The sequence below is a fragment of the Paenibacillus polysaccharolyticus genome (assembly GCF_900102085.1).
Classification (GTDB): domain Bacteria; phylum Bacillota; class Bacilli; order Paenibacillales; family Paenibacillaceae; genus Paenibacillus; species Paenibacillus polysaccharolyticus.
Genome location: NZ_FMVM01000028.1, coordinates 1 through 15,832 on the forward strand (window position 1 = coordinate 1; position 15,832 = coordinate 15,832).

Below are 15,832 nucleotides of genomic sequence, written 5' to 3' on the forward strand. Positions count from 1 at the left end.
GTGAGACAGTTCGGTCCCTATCTGTCGTGGGCGTAGGAAATTTGAGAGGAGCTGTCCTTAGTACGAGAGGACCGGGATGGACGTACCGCTGGTGTACCAGTTGTTCCGCCAGGAGCACCGCTGGGTAGCTATGTACGGACGGGATAAGCGCTGAAAGCATCTAAGCGTGAAGCCCCCCTCAAGATGAGATTTCCCAGTATGTAAGACCCCTTGAAGACGACGAGGTAGATAGGCTGGGGGTGGAAGTGCAGTAATGCATGGAGCTGACCAGTACTAATCGGTCGAGGGCTTATCCAATATGCAAGTTTTGATCGCGTACGTTTCGTTTCGAATCTAGTTTTCAAGGAGCAATCCTTGTACAACGTTGAGATTGTCTTTGGAGAGATACCCAAGTGGCTATAAGGGGACCCTCTGCTAAGGGGTTAGGCTGAGTAATCGGTGCGAGGGTTCGAATCCCTCTCTCTCCGCCATCTTTACCTAAGGATGGACAAGCAATCGAAACATTTATAATATGGCGGTGTAGCTCAGCTGGCTAGAGCGTACGGTTCATACCCGTAAGGTCGGGGGTTCGATCCCCTCCGCCGCTACCATATTACCCAGGAGGCTTAGCTCAGCTGGGAGAGCATCTGCCTTACAAGCAGAGGGTCGGGGGTTCGATCCCCTCAGCCTCCACCATATACGCCGGTGTAGCTCAACTGGTAGAGCAACTGACTTGTAATCAGTAGGTTGGGGGTTCAAGTCCTCTCGCCGGCACCATTAATGCTTGGAACCGTGGTGTAGTTGGCCTAACATGCCTGCCTGTCACGCAGGAGATCGCGGGTTCGAATCCCGTCGGTTCCGCCATTAATCTAAAATTAAATACGGCTCGGTAGCTCAGTCGGTAGAGCAGAGGACTGAAAATCCTCGTGTCGGCGGTTCGATTCCGTCCCGAGCCACCTTTAATCCTTGGAGGATTAGCGAAGTGGCCAAACGCATCAGACTGTAAATCTGCTCCCGTACGGGTTCGGTGGTTCGAATCCATCATCCTCCACCAGTTTTATGAGTCATTAGCTCAGTTGGTAGAGCACCTGACTTTTAATCAGGGTGTCGAAGGTTCGAATCCTTCATGACTCATCTTTAAATAAAGAGTGATCGATCATATTAATGATCGATCACTCTTTTTGTTTACACTGATATATTGAAGAATTGTGGATACAGAGCAGTAAACATCAAGATATGATAAAATGATGATAAAAATAAAGCAGAGTGGTGAAGTTCATTAGATGAAGCTCATACCTGATTTAAAACAGCAAATCGAAGTTATTATAGGCACCACATTGGATGAATATGAAATTACGATGCATGAGTGGATACAATCCATTGATCATTTAATTGGCTTGGATGAAAATAAACCGCAGCATATTCTAAATAGAGCGAGTAAAGGTGAGCGTGGTTCATTAGAAAGTTCTTCAATATCTTCTGATGTTCTGAGTTTACACCATGGTGAGCGCGTCTTTTTCAAAGTTGGCATAAATGAGCAGGCAAAAACCGTCTTATGCTGGGGATGTGATGCAGCTTCTATTACAATGGAGACTCGCCGTCTAATTGAATTACTGATTCTTAATAAGTTTATTACCAGTCAAAGCGATAATTCATCGCTATTCAAGAATGATACCGATAAACAATTATCTTCTCTGGGGATATGGCTTAAGGATCAGATTAAAGAGTACAATGCGGGCGGTTTCGATCCACTGCCTGATTCGTTTGCTTCTATTGCAGGATTTCAGGAGGAGAAAGTTCCTTTTCTTTTGCAGGGTGAGACTCCGGATTCTCAGCGTGTTGACTCTATAGTTTTGAATAAGTTGCTCGAAAGTTATTTTGGTGAAGACATCACACTAATCCCGTTGGGTGAGCAAGAATGGCTCTTCATGGGAGACGAAGAGATTGTTACCGGTGAGGCCGATGAAGATACAGCAGAGGCGAGAAAAGAGTCACTTAACGCTTTTTGTATGGGACTGTATGAGCTTGTGGCCAGTGAGTTCGCCGGCGTTTTCCACTTGTCAGCTTCGCTACCGTGTATTCCCAAAGAGGCGTTGCTTCAGGTGACATTCCTTCTTCAGGAAAGTATGGAGCTTGGTCGCTCTTTCCACGTTACACAGCATATCCACCTTCCTTGGAATCTGCAACTAGAGCAATTGGTGGCTAGTATTTCAGAGCAACAGCGAATGCGTTTTATCCGGGAAACGGGGAAGGATACGACACTCTTTAATGACAGCGAGACGTTGGCCACATTAGAGACCTTCTTTAGTTTAGACTGTAACGTCAGCGAGACCGCAAAGCGTTTGTTTATCCATCGTAATACGCTGGTGTACCGTCTGGATAAGATTAAACAAGAGATTGGTTATGATGTAAGACACTTTAAAAGTGCGATCGTTGTGCAACTTTTACTTCTAATGTACAAAGTGACGAAAAAGCCTTAATATTTTTGTGCAGTTTGCGAATAGTCAGATAACCAAGCGATAGGGTATTATAAAACTACAAATTGTATTCGATTACAAAATGATCTCTGAGGAGGCAACAATCATGGCAGGAGTACGTTTAGAGCATATTTTCAAAAAATACCCGGGTTCTGATAAAGCAACTGTAGTTGACATTAACCTGGACATTAAAGATAAAGAGTTTCTGGTACTGGTAGGTCCGTCCGGTTGTGGTAAATCAACAACACTGCGTATGATCGCAGGCCTTGAGGAAATTTCTGAAGGTAAACTCTATATCGGTGACCGTGTCGTTAATGATGTTGCACCTAAAGACCGCGATATCGCGATGGTATTCCAATCTTACGCCTTGTATCCGCATATGAGCGTATATCAAAACATGGCATTTGGTTTGAAATTGCGTAAGGTTAAAAAAGATGAGATCGACAAACGTGTACGTGAAGCAGCTAAAATCCTCGACATCGAGCACTTGCTTGAGCGTAAGCCTAAAGCATTGTCCGGTGGTCAACGTCAACGTGTCGCTTTGGGACGTGCGATTGTCCGTGATCCACAAGTCTTCTTGATGGATGAGCCTCTCTCCAACTTGGATGCGAAACTTCGTGGACAAATGCGTGCGGAGATCACTAAGCTTGCTAAACGTTTGGAAACAACCGTTATCTACGTAACGCATGACCAGATCGAAGCAATGACGATGGGTGACCGGATCGTAGTTATGAAGGATGGTATCATCCAACAAGCAGCTTCTCCTGAAGAGCTGTACAACCACCCGGCGAACCTGTTCGTAGCTGGTTTCATCGGTTCCCCGACAATGAACTTCATCTCGGGTAAACTGGCTGAGCAAGGTGCGAGTCTTCACTTCGTAGCTCCTGGTGTGGATGTTGAAATCCCGCAAGGTAAAGCACAAGTGCTGAAATCCAGAGGATATGTTGGTAAAGAAGTTATTCTGGGTGTTCGTCCAGAAGACATTCACGAAGAGCCAGTATTCCTGGAAGCTTCCCCGAACTCTGTATTCTCTACACACGTAGATGTAACAGAGAACCTGGGTCACGAAATGCTCCTTTACTTGAGCGGTGTAGGTAACGACACTACAATTGCACGTGTAGACGGACGTTCTAACACTCGTGATGGTTCCACAGTTAAAATGGCCATTGACATGAACAAAGTTCATATCTTTGACAAGGAATCCGAAGTTAACGTACTTCTTCAAGACTAATTCTACTGAAGGTTCCTCGGTAACGATGGAATCTGGAAGTAACGTAATTATATAATGTAAATCGAGCCCCTTCCGTTTTCGCTGGAAGGGGCTTTTTTCAAAAATGCAAAGGATGATGAATACGTTCGGGTGGAAATATAGTGCAGATAGAGCAAGGAGTCTGCGATTGCAATCGATCCCAAATTCATTTAAGATTATTTGAAGGTCTGTCTTCAAAATGTTGCATGTTGGAGTATTATTAGAGCGATATTTTACAGGCGAAGTGACCTGGTTATGAATGTTGTTGTGAATACGCTAATAATGGAAAGAAACGATACACGAATGGGTACATAGAGGCACAGCGAATGCTGAAAGGAAGAGACAAATGGCGAAAAAAGTGAAAGTATCCGAATTGGTACAGCAGTTTCAGATGGAAGTGGTGTCGGGGTCACAGGGTTTGAAAAGGTTTATCACGGTAGATGATCTTAACCGTCCTGGCCTGGAGATGGCCGGTTACTTTGAATATCATCCAAAAGAGCGGGTGCAACTGCTGGGAAGAACAGAGCTGGCCTTTTTTGCAATGTTGCCTGAACATGAGCGCCGTGAACGTATGCAGCGTCTATGCACAGAAGAAACACCTTGTATTGTGGTTACACGTGGACTCGAAGTTCCTCAGGAACTGATCGATATCAGTGAAGAACAGAATCTGGCTGTGCTTCGTAGCAATATGGCGACAACGATTCTTTCCAGCCGTATTACGGGATTTCTGGAAGGTAAGTTGGCACCTACAGCCACCATTCACGGTGTATTGTGTGATGTGTATGGTGTAGGTATGTTGATCACAGGCAGTAGCGGTATTGGTAAAAGTGAAACTGCGCTTGAACTTGTTAAACGCGGTCACCGTCTAATTGCCGATGATGCCGTTGAAATTCGCCAAACCTCCGACTTTCAACTTCACGGTACCGCACCAGAACTGATCCGTCACCTGCTTGAAATCCGGGGTGTCGGTATTATCAACGTCATGACTTTGTTTGGCGCCGGGGCTGTACGTAATAATAAACGGATTACATTGGTTGTACGTCTTGAAGCATGGCAGCAGGATAAACAGTATGACCGTCTGGGATTAGATGAAGAAACAACGCGTATTATTGATACCGATGTACCCTTGGTTACTATTCCGGTTCGTCCTGGACGAAACTTGGCTGTAATTATTGAGGTGGCGGGCATGAACTATCGCTTAAAACAGATGGGGCTTAATGCTGCACTCCAGTTCACGAACAAGCTGACTGCAACGATTTCAGAAGATATGGAAGATATGGACTAAGGTGGGCTAAGGAAAGTTACCTCGATCAACTGAATAGCAGGGTAGGGGCAATATTAAGCATCAAGCTATAAAATAAAGATTAAAGTTTTCATGAGGCGTGACAACTGGGGCCTGGACACCTTCAAACTGGAAGGTGGATAGCAGGCTCCAGACAGTCATGCTTACCGATGTGAATTGATTGATAGGAGTGTGAATGAATGGATACATTATTACTGTTGAACCCGATTGCGTTCTCTATTGGCGCTTTAAAGGTTCACTGGTATGGGCTTATCTTGGGTACTGCGGCGCTGTTAGGGTTGCTGCTTGTTATTCGGGAGGGCAAACGATTTAATATTCCGCAAGAAGTGTTCATGGATATGGTTTTGCTAGGTGTGCCTTCTGCAATTATTGGAGCCCGAATCTACTATGTGGCTTTTAAGTGGGAAGATTATAAGGACAACCTATGGGACGTTTTTAAAATATGGAATGGCGGTATTGCGATCTATGGCGCACTGATTGGTGCCATTATATGTGCAGTCATTTTCTTCCGTCGTAAAGGATATAACTTCTGGCGTATGGCCGACATCTGTGCACCTGGACTGATCGTTGGACAGATGATTGGACGCTGGGGTAACTTTGTAAATCAGGAGGCGTATGGCGGTCCTGTAGAGGAATCATTTTTAAGAGACAAGCTGCACTTGCCAGACTTTATTGTGAATCAAATGAACGTGGAAGGTGTATTTCATCATCCGGCCTTTTTGTATGAATCCGTATGGAGTTTTGCAGGGCTGATCCTGTTGCTGGTGCTTCGTCGTCAGAAGTTCATGCGTGCAGGCGAGATGTTTATGTCCTATTTCATCTGGTATTCCATCGGACGATTCTTTATAGAAGCTGTGCGTACGGACAGTCTGGGTTTTCAGGCTCCAGAGTGGATCGCTTCTTTGGTGAACGGATTATGGTCTCCAATGACTGCACTCGGCTTCGAACAAGGTTATTTAGATCCGGCGTACGGTAATGTACGAATTTCACAACTGCTTGCGATTGGCATTATTGTTGCCGCTGTTGTGTTTATTGTCGTGAGAAGAGTGACAGGTAAAGCAAGTGCACATTATAGTGATCCGATTGTCTCGTCGAAAGTGGCTACAGATGATATTGGACATTCGGAAACAGTAGCTGTTGAAGAGGACAAGGGAACAACGGCACCAATTCAGGCTCAAGATGATCCAAAGCAAGTTGAAGATAAAAAGGAGTAATGCAACGTGATTAATACGGTACTGTTCGATCTGGATGGAACGATTATTGATACCAATGAGCTGATTATCAACTCATTCCTGCATGTTATGGGAGGTTGGGATCATGCTGCCCCGTGGACAAGAGAGCAGATTATTCCGCATATGGGAGGCACATTGGAGCAACAAATGCGAACCTTTTCAGGTCAGGAAGAGGTATCGGAGTATGTCAAAGGTTATCGTGCTTATAATGATATTCACCATGAGGCGATGGTCAGACCCTTCCCCCATGTGATCGAGGTTGTTGAGGCTTTGAATCAGGCAGGGATTACGATGGGTGTGGTAACGACTAAAATTCGTCCTTCTACATTAAAGGTGCTGGAGCGCTTTGACTTGCTTAAATATATGAAGTCCATTGTGACTGTGCAGGATGTAACTCATCCCAAACCTCATGCAGAACCGGTGCAAAAAGCGATGGCGGAACTGGGATCGAACCCAACTCACACACTGATGATCGGGGACAGTCCTGTCGATATTCAATCGGCGCAAAATGCAGGTGCTCTCTCCGCTGGTGTGGCCTGGTCGCTTAAAGGGGAGCAGGTGCTGAGCGGATATAAGCCAGATTATATTTTGCATGATATGAGGGATTTACTGGATATGGTTCTTGCGGGAACGGGGCGTTCATGAGAAAAGTAACCCGCTATCCGGTAGAAAGTCAAAATGCACTTTGGCATATCTACAAGACAGTGAGCCCGTGGAAGGGCGTTCGTAATTTTATCTGGATTCAGTTGTCACGGTACTGTCCTGTTTTGCCTCTCAAGAACTGGATTTATCGACGCATGCTTGGTATGAAGGTGGGGGAGCATACAGCTTTTGGCCTGATGGTAATGGTGGATGTATTTTTTCCGGAAAAAATAACGATTGGTGAAAATTCAGTGATTGGTTACAATACCACGATTCTGGCTCACGAGTATCTCATTAAAGAGTACAGACTTGGCGATGTCATTATCGGAGACAATGTGCTGATTGGAGCAAATACAACCATTTTGCCGGGGGTAACCATTGGAGACGGAGCCATAGTTGCTGCCGGAGCGGTAGTTCATAAGGATGTTGCTCCAGGAGCTTTTGTTGGAGGCAATCCCTTGCGTGATTTGTCACGTCCGTCAGGATCGACGGAAGAAATGGTGTTCAAGACGGAGGAACCTTCTCAGCGAAAGCTACATTAAGCGCGAGGATCGTTGTTTGCAAGTGAACGAATGCATGGAGGGAAGAGCTGCTGAGGGCAGCTTTTTTCGTATACAAAACTCGAATTGAAGCAAATGGTTAGGGGCCGTAAGACACGGACAACAGGACAAGTGGGTTTAGATCGGATAGGTCACCAAGAGCAGTCATAGCTTAAGATTGTTGACGATTCCGCAGCTTCCATGTTATCATATCCCATATCCTTTAGTTTGTTAGCACTTTACCACGTGAAAGTGAACCGGGTGAAGGTGACAATTAATCTATAGAGTAAACGGGTTATTCTTGTAAAAGGTGAAGCTTTCGTTAAGCCAAAGAATATGCGGCTTTACTGAAAATTAGGGTAACTAACATAGAACGGGGATTTGTCATACATAAATCCTTTTGAGATAGAGCGTTAGAGACGATAGAGTTGAAAATCTAAATTTTGTTATCGTATTTTAGTAGATGTGAAGATATTATAGTGCAACCTTATATAACAATCCAAATTCATGACTCGGGGTGAATCATTTCCATGTCCAAACCAAAAGGCTTTGAAAAACCAACTGGCTTCCGTGACTATACACCACATGTGGTGTCCAAGCTGCGTAAAATTGAACGAAATGTACTGGAGTGCATGGAGCGTTGGGGTTATCGTCAGATCATAACGCCAACGATTGAATATTACGACACAGTAGGGGTGGCTAGCTCTACTTCAGATCGCAAATTGTTTAAATTGCTGAACAGCCGGGGAACGACACTGGTTCTACGTTCTGATCTGACAGCTCCGATTGCGCGTGTAGTATCATCGATGCTCAAAGATGAGGCTTTGCCGCTACGTCTGTCCTATCATGCGAATGTATTTCGTTCCATTGAAGAGGAAGCTGGACGGGAGGCTGAATTTTTCCAAACAGGTGTTGAACTTGTAGGGGACGATTCTCCTGAGGCGGATGCTGAAGTAGTTGCATTAGCGATTGCCTCATTGCAGGCAGCGGGTGTATCTTCTTTTAAAATAGCAATGGGTCATATGGGTTTTCTGAATGGACTGCTGGAAGAAGTGATTCCGGGTCAGACGGCTGAGCAGGAACAGTTGAAGGAAGGGCTCTTAGGTCGTGATTATGTGGGCTACCGTCAGTCCATTGAAGCTTTGCAACTGGAACCCAAACAAAAACAGCAACTTGAAGCGATTTTACGTCTGCGTGGCGGGAAAGAAATATGCACACATGCGAGCGAACTTAGCTCAAGTGCTGAAGCGGCACAATCCATTGCACATCTGTGTGCAGTTTTTGAAGTATTGGAGGCCTATGGTGTCTCCGAGCATGTGCTGATTGATCTGACGATGATCGGGGATTTCTCCTATTACACAGGCATGACATTTGAAGGATACGCGGCAGAGTTGGGATCACCTGTGTGCAGCGGCGGACGATATGACAATCTGTTGCAGCAGTTCGGGCGAGCTCTTCCGGCTACAGGATTTGCGTTGAAAACCAACCGGATTATCGATGGTGTTCATGGCATTACGATTGAAGAGACGAAACCGGTACGTATTGAATATAGCCCAGATCGCCGTGCTGAAGCATTGACCGAAGCAGCGAGATTACGCAGTTTGGGTCACAATGTAGTTACATCTCTTCTTGCTAATGAAAAGGCAGAGACGACATCTGTAACAAGCGAAACGACTGCGGACCAGGTGGAGCAGGTCATCATCTATGGATCGAAAAAGGGAGGGAACTAAGATGTCGGATATTCTGAAGGTGGCCATGCCTAAAGGCCGCATCTATAAAAAGGCCTCCAAATTGTTCCGTGAGGCAGGGCTAGACATTCCAGAGGACGTGGACGATACACGCAAACTGGTGATCGAGGTACCAGAAGCGGGTATGGAATTCATTATGGCTAAACCTGTGGATGTGCCAACGTACGTGGAGTACGGTGTTGCCGATATTGGCATTGTCGGGAAAGACGTGTTGCTTGAAGAGGATCGTGATGTGTATGAACTGCTGAATCTAGGCATTGCCCAGTGCCGTATGTCGGTTATCGGGCTACCGGACTGGAAGGCAGGTATCCAGCAGCGAGTTGCAACCAAATATCCACGAATCGCTTCCCAGTACTTCCGTGAGCAAGGACAACAGGTTGAGGTTATTAAGCTGAACGGATCAATTGAGCTTGCGCCTCTAATCGGACTGGCTGATCGGATTGTCGATCTGGTGGAGACCGGGCAGACGTTACGTGAGAACGGACTTGTGGAAATGACAGAAATTCTGAATATTACTAGCCGTTTGATCGCGAATCGGGTGAGCTACCGGATGAAAAACGCACGTATTCAGGCGCTGTGTGATGCACTTCAATCGGTCATCCCAAGTGGGAATGAGGTTACTGCGGGAAGTGCGAGAAGATAGCGAACAGATCAGTAAAGAACGATAGCGAATAGATTAGTGAGCAGGGATAATGGATAGATAAGTGAGTCAATTGATATGTAAGGAGGTTGTACGCATGAAGATTGTACCAGCACGGGAATTTGATCTGAAGCGGGAAGTGGAGTATGGTACACCGGAGCAAAATGAATCGGTACGGCGAATTGTCGCAGATATTCGCCGGGAAGGTGATGTGGCCCTGCTGCGTTACACGGAGCAGCTGGACCGCACGACGCTGACGGCTGCGCAGTTGCGCGTGCCGCAGGAGGAGCTCCAGGCAGCGTATGCAGCCGTTGAGCCATCTTTTGTAACGGCGATTCGCCAAGCCGCCGTTAACATTCGTGCGTTTCATGAGAAGCAGAAACGTAATTCGTGGATGGACTGGCAGCCGGACGGCAGTCTGCTCGGCCAGGTTATTCGGCCGCTGAAGCGAGTCGGCGTGTATGTCCCTGGAGGGAAAGCAGCGTATCCATCGTCGGTGCTGATGAATGTCATTCCGGCACAGGTCGCAGGCGTGCCGGAGATTGTGCTTGTTACACCGCCGGCGACGAACGGCGGTGAAGGCATTAACCCGTACATTCTTGTGGCTGCCGCGGAAGCGGGCGTGAACGAGATGTACCGGGTTGGCGGCGCGCAAGCCATCGCCGCCCTCGCTTACGGCACGGAGAGCATTGCCCCGGTCGACAAGATCTGTGGACCGGGTAATATCTACGTGGCGCTCGCGAAGCGCGAGGTGTACGGGGCAGTCGATATCGACAGTATCGCCGGGCCAAGTGAGATTGTGGTGCTCGCCGATGACACGGCGAACCCGGTGTATGTCGCCGCGGACTTGTTGTCGCAGGCGGAGCATGACGAGATGGCATCGGCCATTCTCGTCACGAGTTCGGCCACGCTGGCGGAAGCGGTGCAGGCCGAGGTGAAGCGGCAGCTGGATGTGCTGCCGCGGCGCGATATCGCGTCTGCTTCCGTGGAGCAGCATGGCGCGATCATTGTGGTCAATTCCATCGACGAGGGAATCGATGTCGTGAACCGGCTTGCACCGGAGCATCTGGAGATCATGGTGCAGGAGCCGATGGCTTACGCTGGCCGGATCGAGAATGCCGGTGCCATCTTCCTCGGGCCCTATAGCTCTGAACCGGTGGGCGATTATTTCGCCGGACCGAATCACATTATTCCGACCAATGGAACTGCCCGGTTTAGTTCACCGGTAGATGTGGATGATTTTATCAAAAAATCGAGTCTGATTTATTATAGTAAAGAAGCATTGTTGCAGAACGGAGCGGCCATTATCGAATTAGCCCGTCATGAGGGGCTTGAAGGACACGCTCGTGCAATCGCTGTACGTTTAGAACAGGAAGGAAAGGCGGAATCGGACAATGGATAATCAGAATAAGAGTGCAGAACAGGGTGGAGAGCTTCAAAATAATAGTGCAGTTCGCCAAGCAGATGTCGACCGCAAAACGAACGAAACCAATATCCAGCTGTCATTCAACGTAGATGGCTCAGGACAATCGAATATTGAAACGGATGTACCGTTTCTGAACCATATGCTCGATCTGTTCACAAAACATGGACAGTTTGACCTAAACGTACAGGCTCGCGGAGATATTGATATTGATGATCACCACACGGTTGAAGACATCGGCATTTGTCTGGGACAGACGCTGTATCAGGCGCTCGGCGACAAACGTGGTATTAAGCGGTATGCGAGCGTGTTTGTACCGATGGATGAAGCGCTCGCGCAAGTTATCATTGATGTGAGTAACCGTCCGCACTTTGAATATCGGGCCGAGTACCCGTCACAACAAGTAGGCAGCTTTTCTACAGAGCTTGTGCATGAATTTCTGTGGAAATTGGCGCTCGAAGCGCGGATTACGTTGCATGTCATCGTACACTACGGTCAGAACACACACCACATGATCGAAGCGGTCTTCAAAGCTCTCGGACGTGCGCTGGATGAAGCAACGATGATTGATCCACGAGTAACCGGAGTGCCCTCCACGAAGGGAGTGCTGTAGACGATGGCGATTGCAATTGTCGATTACGGTATGGGGAACCTGCACAGCGTCGGCAAAGCGGTCGAACGTCTTGGCTATGAAGCGCTGGTCACGGGTGAGCGAGAAGCTATTCTTGGTGCAGATGGTGTTATTTTGCCGGGGGTTGGTGCTTTTGGTGATGCGATGGTGCATTTGCGGGAGACGGGTTTGGATGTAGTTGTTAAAGAAGCGGCTGCTGGAATGAAACCGCTCCTTGGCATTTGTCTGGGCATGCAACTATTATTCAGCTCCAGTGAGGAGCATGGTGAGCATGAAGGACTGGACATTTTACCGGGAAAAGTAGTGCGCTTCGCACCAAGTGAGCTGAAGGTTCCTCATATGGGATGGAACCGTTTGGAATTTCTACATCCTGAAAATCCGCTTTTGACCGGCCTGGATGCAGGGCATGTTTATTTTGTACACTCGTATCATGCACTTACCGAAAACAAAGGTGATCTGCTCGCCGTTACGGATTATGGACATCCCGTTACAGCGGTTGTGGGTAGAGGCTCGAACTTTGGCATGCAGTTCCATCCCGAGAAGAGCGGTGAGCTTGGCATGAAACTGCTGGGCAACTTCCTGTCTTTGACGAGCTCAGTAGTTTAACAGCAATATAAGCCTAACCCTTATCGCGGTTATTCCAGTAAGCTGTATGTACTGTTATACTCATCTAAAACAAAATTAGTTATAAATATATTCAACTTGAAGTTGCATGGAAGTTGAATCGAATTTCAATTGAATCCACACTCAGGAGGACTTGTATGTCATCTTTTATCTTATATCCCGCGATCGATATCCGGGACGGCAAATGTGTAAGACTGGTGCAGGGTGATTATAATCAAGAAACGGTGTACAACGATGACCCGGTTCAGGTTGCGCTTAATTGGGAGAAGCAAGGCGGTACATACGTTCATCTGGTGGATCTGGATGGTGCCAAAGCAGGATACCCGGTTAACGATGAGTTGATAGGACGCATTGCATCCGCAGTGAGTGTACCTGTGCAGGTTGGCGGCGGGCTTCGTACAGTCACTGACGTTGAACGTTTATTGGGACTGGGTGTTAGCCGATTGATTATCGGGACAGCGGCGATTGAGGATCGTGCTTTTACGGAAGAAGTACTGGGACGTTACGGAGATAAAGTAGCAATCGGTATCGATGCGCGGGGCGGATATGTTGCCACTCGTGGCTGGCTTGAAACCTCCGAGGTACAGGCTGAAGTGCTGGCGAAGGAGCTCGCTGCTTATGGAGCGGAAACGTTTATCTTTACGGACATTTCCCGTGACGGTATGATGCAAGGGCCTAATGTTGAGGCAATTGTGTCTCTTGCCAAAGCAAGCGGACGGACAGTTATTGCTTCTGGCGGTGTCAGTGTCATGGATGATTTGCTTCGTTTGAGTCGTCATACAGATGATGGTGTTGGCGGAGCCATTGTAGGTAAAGCTCTGTATACGGGAAGTATTGATCTGGCTGAAGCGGTGCGTTTGGTTAACAAGTAACGGATAACCGGGTAGAGAGGAAGAAACAGTATGCTGGCAAAAAGAATCATTCCCTGTCTGGACGTGAAGGACGGCCGGGTCGTTAAAGGCGTGAACTTCGTCAATCTCCGCGATGCGGGTGATCCGGTAGAGCTGGCGGCACTGTACGACCGCGAAGGCGCGGACGAACTCGTATTTCTCGATATCTCCGCATCGGTGGAGGGCCGTGAAACGATGGAAGAAGTCGTAAGACAGACAGCAGGCGAAATTGCCATTCCGTTTACGGTAGGTGGCGGGATCTCCAAAGTGGAGGACATGAAGCGTATTTTGCGTGCAGGTGCGGACAAAATTGCGGTAAATACAGCGGCGGTACTTAATCCACAGATTATTGCGGATGGCGCACGCCGCTTTGGCTCGCAATGTATCGTGGTTGCTATTGATGCCAAGTATAACGAGGCGTGGGGTGAGTGGGAAGTCTACACCCACGGCGGACGGAAAGCATCTGGCATCAAAGCACTGGAGTGGGTTAAACAAGCCGAAGAACTGGGTGCAGGAGAAATTCTGTTAACCAGTATGGATGCAGATGGTACAAAAGACGGTTTTGATCTGAAGCTGACCGCTGCCGTTTCGGAATCGGTGAGCATTCCTGTAATTGCATCAGGCGGTGCAGGCAAGGAATCACACTTCTATGATGTATTCACAACAGGCAAAGCGGACGCAGGTCTGGCTGCAACCATTTTCCACTATAAAGAAATTGCCGTACCGGCATTAAAACAACAATTACGAGAGCAAGGGGTGGAAATCCGTGACTAAAGTGAGCGATGAAATCAAGGAGCAACTCTCCTTGGAGCAGGTTGTGGAGCATATTCGCTGGGATGAAGGATTAGTTCCTGCCATTGTGCAGGATGTGGATAGCCGTGAAGTGTTAATGATGGCTTATATGAACCGTGAATCCCTCAAGTTATCACTTGAATCCGGTGAGACATGGTTCTGGTCACGTTCACGTCAGGAGTTGTGGAATAAAGGAGCAACTTCAGGCAATGTACAGAAGATCGTTTCTTTGAAATATGACTGCGACGGCGATACACTGCTAGTTGAAGTTAAACCGAAGGGGCCGGCTTGCCATACAGGTGCAGTGACTTGTTTCCATAATGAAATTATCGGGTTGTCCGCTAGTGAAACAGAACAAGACAACAAAGAAGAAGCGGGAAGCACTGCAAACTCCAGCGCGACCTCTTCATCTAATGCGGAAAGCCGCTTTGAGGTTCTGGCTGAACTGGAATCCGTCATTGCTGAGCGTGAGCGCGAACGCCCGGAAGGTGCGTATACCACGTATCTCTTTGACAAAGGTGTCGATAAAATCCTGAAAAAAATCGGTGAGGAAGCCTCCGAGACGATTATTGCCGCGAAAAATAAAGACAATGACGAGCTTCGTCTTGAAGTCAGTGATTTGATGTATCACTTGCTCGTATTGCTCCAAGAGCGCAAGCTGCCGCTGGATGACATTATGTCGGAATTGAGTCGCCGTCACGAACGGCCGCGCCGCGATTAGGAGGCGAACGCTGAATGCGTATAGACTACCACACCCACCATGAACGCTGCGGACATGCGGTTGGCAAGTTGGAAGAATACGTGCAACGCGGGATCGCCATCGGTCTGTCCCAGATTGGGTTGTCTGATCATATGCCGCTCCTGCACGTAGATCCGGCTGAATACTATCCAGAGATGGCTATGCCTATGGCTGAATTGCCACGATATGTAGAGGAATGTTTCATCTTGAAGGAACGTTACCGCGGGCAGATTGATGTCCGTGTTGGTCTTGAAGGGGATTATATCGAAGGCTTTGAATCAGAGATTCGTTCAATCATTGAACGTTATCCATGGGATTATGTCATTGGCTCTGTGCATTTCCTTGGTGAGTGGGATATTACAGATTTTCGGCAGACCCACCACTGGGAAGGCAAGGATGTCCTTGAAGTATATCGCCAGTATTATGATGCTGTAAGCAAAGCAGCCGCTACAGGGTTGTATGATATCATTGGACATTCGGATGTGATCAAACGTTTTGGTTATGTACCATCTCCTGAGCAAAATGAGGAACGCATTGCACTGGAGAATGCGGCCTTGCAAGCTATTGCGAAGAGCGGTTGCGCTATGGAGCTGAATGCTTCAGGTCTGTCCAAACCTTGTGCAGAGATGTTCCCAAGCCGAAGAATGCTAACCGAAGCGATTCGATTGGGTATTCCTCTGACGATGGGATCGGATGCACATGATCCGATGAAGCTAGGCGATTATTTGCCCGAGGCGGAGGCGCTTTTGCATGAACTTGGCTGTAAGGAAGTTGCTGTTTTCGAAAGCCGCCAGCGCTCGTTCATTCCTTTAAATGTAGACAGCAGTGGAGTATAATAAGGGTAAAACCACCTTTTATACAAGTTGGATTCTCCAATTTAACTATACAAGGAATTATGATCGGGGATAAACCCGCGGGAGGGCA

Annotated in this window: 15 protein-coding genes, 8 tRNA genes and 1 rRNA gene; all 24 read left to right on the top strand. The window is 47.6% G+C overall.

The genetic code is table 11. The annotated features are described in order from the left end of the window. Nucleotides 1–297, top strand: a 23S ribosomal RNA gene (locus tag BLQ13_RS26905); the annotation flags it as partial. Between the two features lie 81 nt (nucleotides 298–378). After that, a tRNA-Ser gene (locus tag BLQ13_RS26910) sits at nucleotides 379–470 on the top strand. 43 nt (nucleotides 471–513) lie between these two features. Then, nucleotides 514–590: transfer RNA gene (locus BLQ13_RS26915), tRNA-Met, on the top strand. 9 nt (nucleotides 591–599) lie between these two features. Further along, nucleotides 600–675: transfer RNA gene (locus tag BLQ13_RS26920), tRNA-Val, on the top strand. 5 nt (nucleotides 676–680) lie between these two features. After that, nucleotides 681–756 (top strand) — tRNA-Thr (locus BLQ13_RS26925). 9 nt (nucleotides 757–765) lie between these two features. Beyond that, nucleotides 766–843 (top strand) — tRNA-Asp (locus BLQ13_RS26930). Nucleotides 844–862: 19 nt separating this feature from the next. Further along, nucleotides 863–935, top strand: a tRNA-Phe gene (locus BLQ13_RS26935). Nucleotides 936–947: 12 nt separating this feature from the next. Continuing rightward, nucleotides 948–1,033: transfer RNA gene (locus tag BLQ13_RS26940), tRNA-Tyr, on the top strand. A 7-nt stretch (nucleotides 1,034–1,040) separates the two neighbouring features. Next, a tRNA-Lys gene (locus tag BLQ13_RS26945) sits at nucleotides 1,041–1,113 on the top strand. A 149-nt stretch (nucleotides 1,114–1,262) separates the two neighbouring features. Then, nucleotides 1,263–2,459, top strand: coding sequence for a PucR family transcriptional regulator (locus BLQ13_RS26950; RefSeq protein ID WP_090924763.1), 1,197 nt, complete (start codon nucleotides 1,263–1,265; stop codon nucleotides 2,457–2,459). Between the two features lie 103 nt (nucleotides 2,460–2,562). Next, the gene (locus tag BLQ13_RS26955) at nucleotides 2,563–3,687 is read left to right on the top strand and encodes an ABC transporter ATP-binding protein (RefSeq protein WP_090924764.1); all 1,125 of its coding nucleotides are present in this window, start codon (nucleotides 2,563–2,565) and stop codon (nucleotides 3,685–3,687) included. A gap of 364 nt (nucleotides 3,688–4,051) precedes the next feature. Continuing rightward, complete coding sequence (gene hprK, locus BLQ13_RS26960) at nucleotides 4,052–4,990, top strand: HPr(Ser) kinase/phosphatase (protein WP_090924765.1); 939 nt, start codon at nucleotides 4,052–4,054, stop codon at nucleotides 4,988–4,990. Between the two features lie 197 nt (nucleotides 4,991–5,187). Beyond that, the gene (gene lgt, locus BLQ13_RS26965) at nucleotides 5,188–6,222 is read left to right on the top strand and encodes a prolipoprotein diacylglyceryl transferase (RefSeq protein WP_090924766.1); all 1,035 of its coding nucleotides are present in this window, start codon (nucleotides 5,188–5,190) and stop codon (nucleotides 6,220–6,222) included. Nucleotides 6,223–6,228: 6 nt separating this feature from the next. Continuing rightward, complete coding sequence (gene ppaX / locus BLQ13_RS26970) at nucleotides 6,229–6,885, top strand: pyrophosphatase PpaX (protein ID WP_090924767.1); 657 nt, start codon at nucleotides 6,229–6,231, stop codon at nucleotides 6,883–6,885. After that, the gene (locus BLQ13_RS26975) at nucleotides 6,882–7,424 is read left to right on the top strand and encodes an acyltransferase (protein ID WP_090924768.1); all 543 of its coding nucleotides are present in this window, start codon (nucleotides 6,882–6,884) and stop codon (nucleotides 7,422–7,424) included. Before ppaX ends, BLQ13_RS26975 begins: the two co-directional genes overlap by 4 nt. A 527-nt stretch (nucleotides 7,425–7,951) precedes the next feature. After that, nucleotides 7,952–9,151 (top strand): ATP phosphoribosyltransferase regulatory subunit, encoded by a 1,200-nt coding sequence (locus tag BLQ13_RS26980; protein WP_090924769.1) that lies wholly within the window; start codon nucleotides 7,952–7,954, stop codon nucleotides 9,149–9,151. Nucleotide 9,152: 1 nt separating this feature from the next. Then, nucleotides 9,153–9,812, top strand: a complete 660-nt coding sequence (hisG, locus tag BLQ13_RS26985) for an ATP phosphoribosyltransferase (RefSeq protein ID WP_090924770.1) — start codon at nucleotides 9,153–9,155, stop codon at nucleotides 9,810–9,812. Between the two features lie 94 nt (nucleotides 9,813–9,906). After that, nucleotides 9,907–11,211 carry a histidinol dehydrogenase gene (gene hisD / locus BLQ13_RS26990; RefSeq protein ID WP_090924771.1) on the top strand — a complete coding sequence of 435 codons (1,305 nt, stop codon included), beginning with the start codon at nucleotides 9,907–9,909 and terminating at the stop codon, nucleotides 11,209–11,211. Next, complete coding sequence (hisB, locus tag BLQ13_RS26995; protein WP_090924772.1) at nucleotides 11,204–11,845, top strand: imidazoleglycerol-phosphate dehydratase HisB; 642 nt, start codon at nucleotides 11,204–11,206, stop codon at nucleotides 11,843–11,845. Before hisD ends, hisB begins: the two co-directional genes overlap by 8 nt. A gap of 3 nt (nucleotides 11,846–11,848) precedes the next feature. Continuing rightward, nucleotides 11,849–12,469 carry an imidazole glycerol phosphate synthase subunit HisH gene (hisH, locus tag BLQ13_RS27000; RefSeq protein ID WP_090924773.1) on the top strand — a complete coding sequence of 207 codons (621 nt, stop codon included), beginning with the start codon at nucleotides 11,849–11,851 and terminating at the stop codon, nucleotides 12,467–12,469. Nucleotides 12,470–12,624: 155 nt separating this feature from the next. Then, a complete protein-coding gene (gene hisA / locus BLQ13_RS27005; RefSeq protein WP_090924774.1) occupies nucleotides 12,625–13,359 on the top strand; it encodes a 1-(5-phosphoribosyl)-5-[(5-phosphoribosylamino)methylideneamino]imidazole-4-carboxamide isomerase in 735 nt (244 codons plus the stop codon). Nucleotides 13,360–13,389: 30 nt separating this feature from the next. After that, nucleotides 13,390–14,151 carry an imidazole glycerol phosphate synthase subunit HisF gene (hisF, locus tag BLQ13_RS27010; protein ID WP_090924775.1) on the top strand — a complete coding sequence of 254 codons (762 nt, stop codon included), beginning with the start codon at nucleotides 13,390–13,392 and terminating at the stop codon, nucleotides 14,149–14,151. Next, nucleotides 14,144–14,890: a bifunctional phosphoribosyl-AMP cyclohydrolase/phosphoribosyl-ATP diphosphatase HisIE gene (gene hisIE / locus BLQ13_RS27015; protein ID WP_397351817.1), complete on the top strand. Its 747-nt coding sequence runs from the start codon at nucleotides 14,144–14,146 to the stop codon at nucleotides 14,888–14,890. Before hisF ends, hisIE begins: the two co-directional genes overlap by 8 nt. 14 nt (nucleotides 14,891–14,904) lie before the next feature. Continuing rightward, entirely contained in the window at nucleotides 14,905–15,744 is an 840-nt protein-coding gene (gene hisJ / locus BLQ13_RS27020; protein WP_090924776.1) for a histidinol-phosphatase HisJ, read from the top strand. Nucleotides 15,745–15,832: the final 88 nt, after the last annotated feature.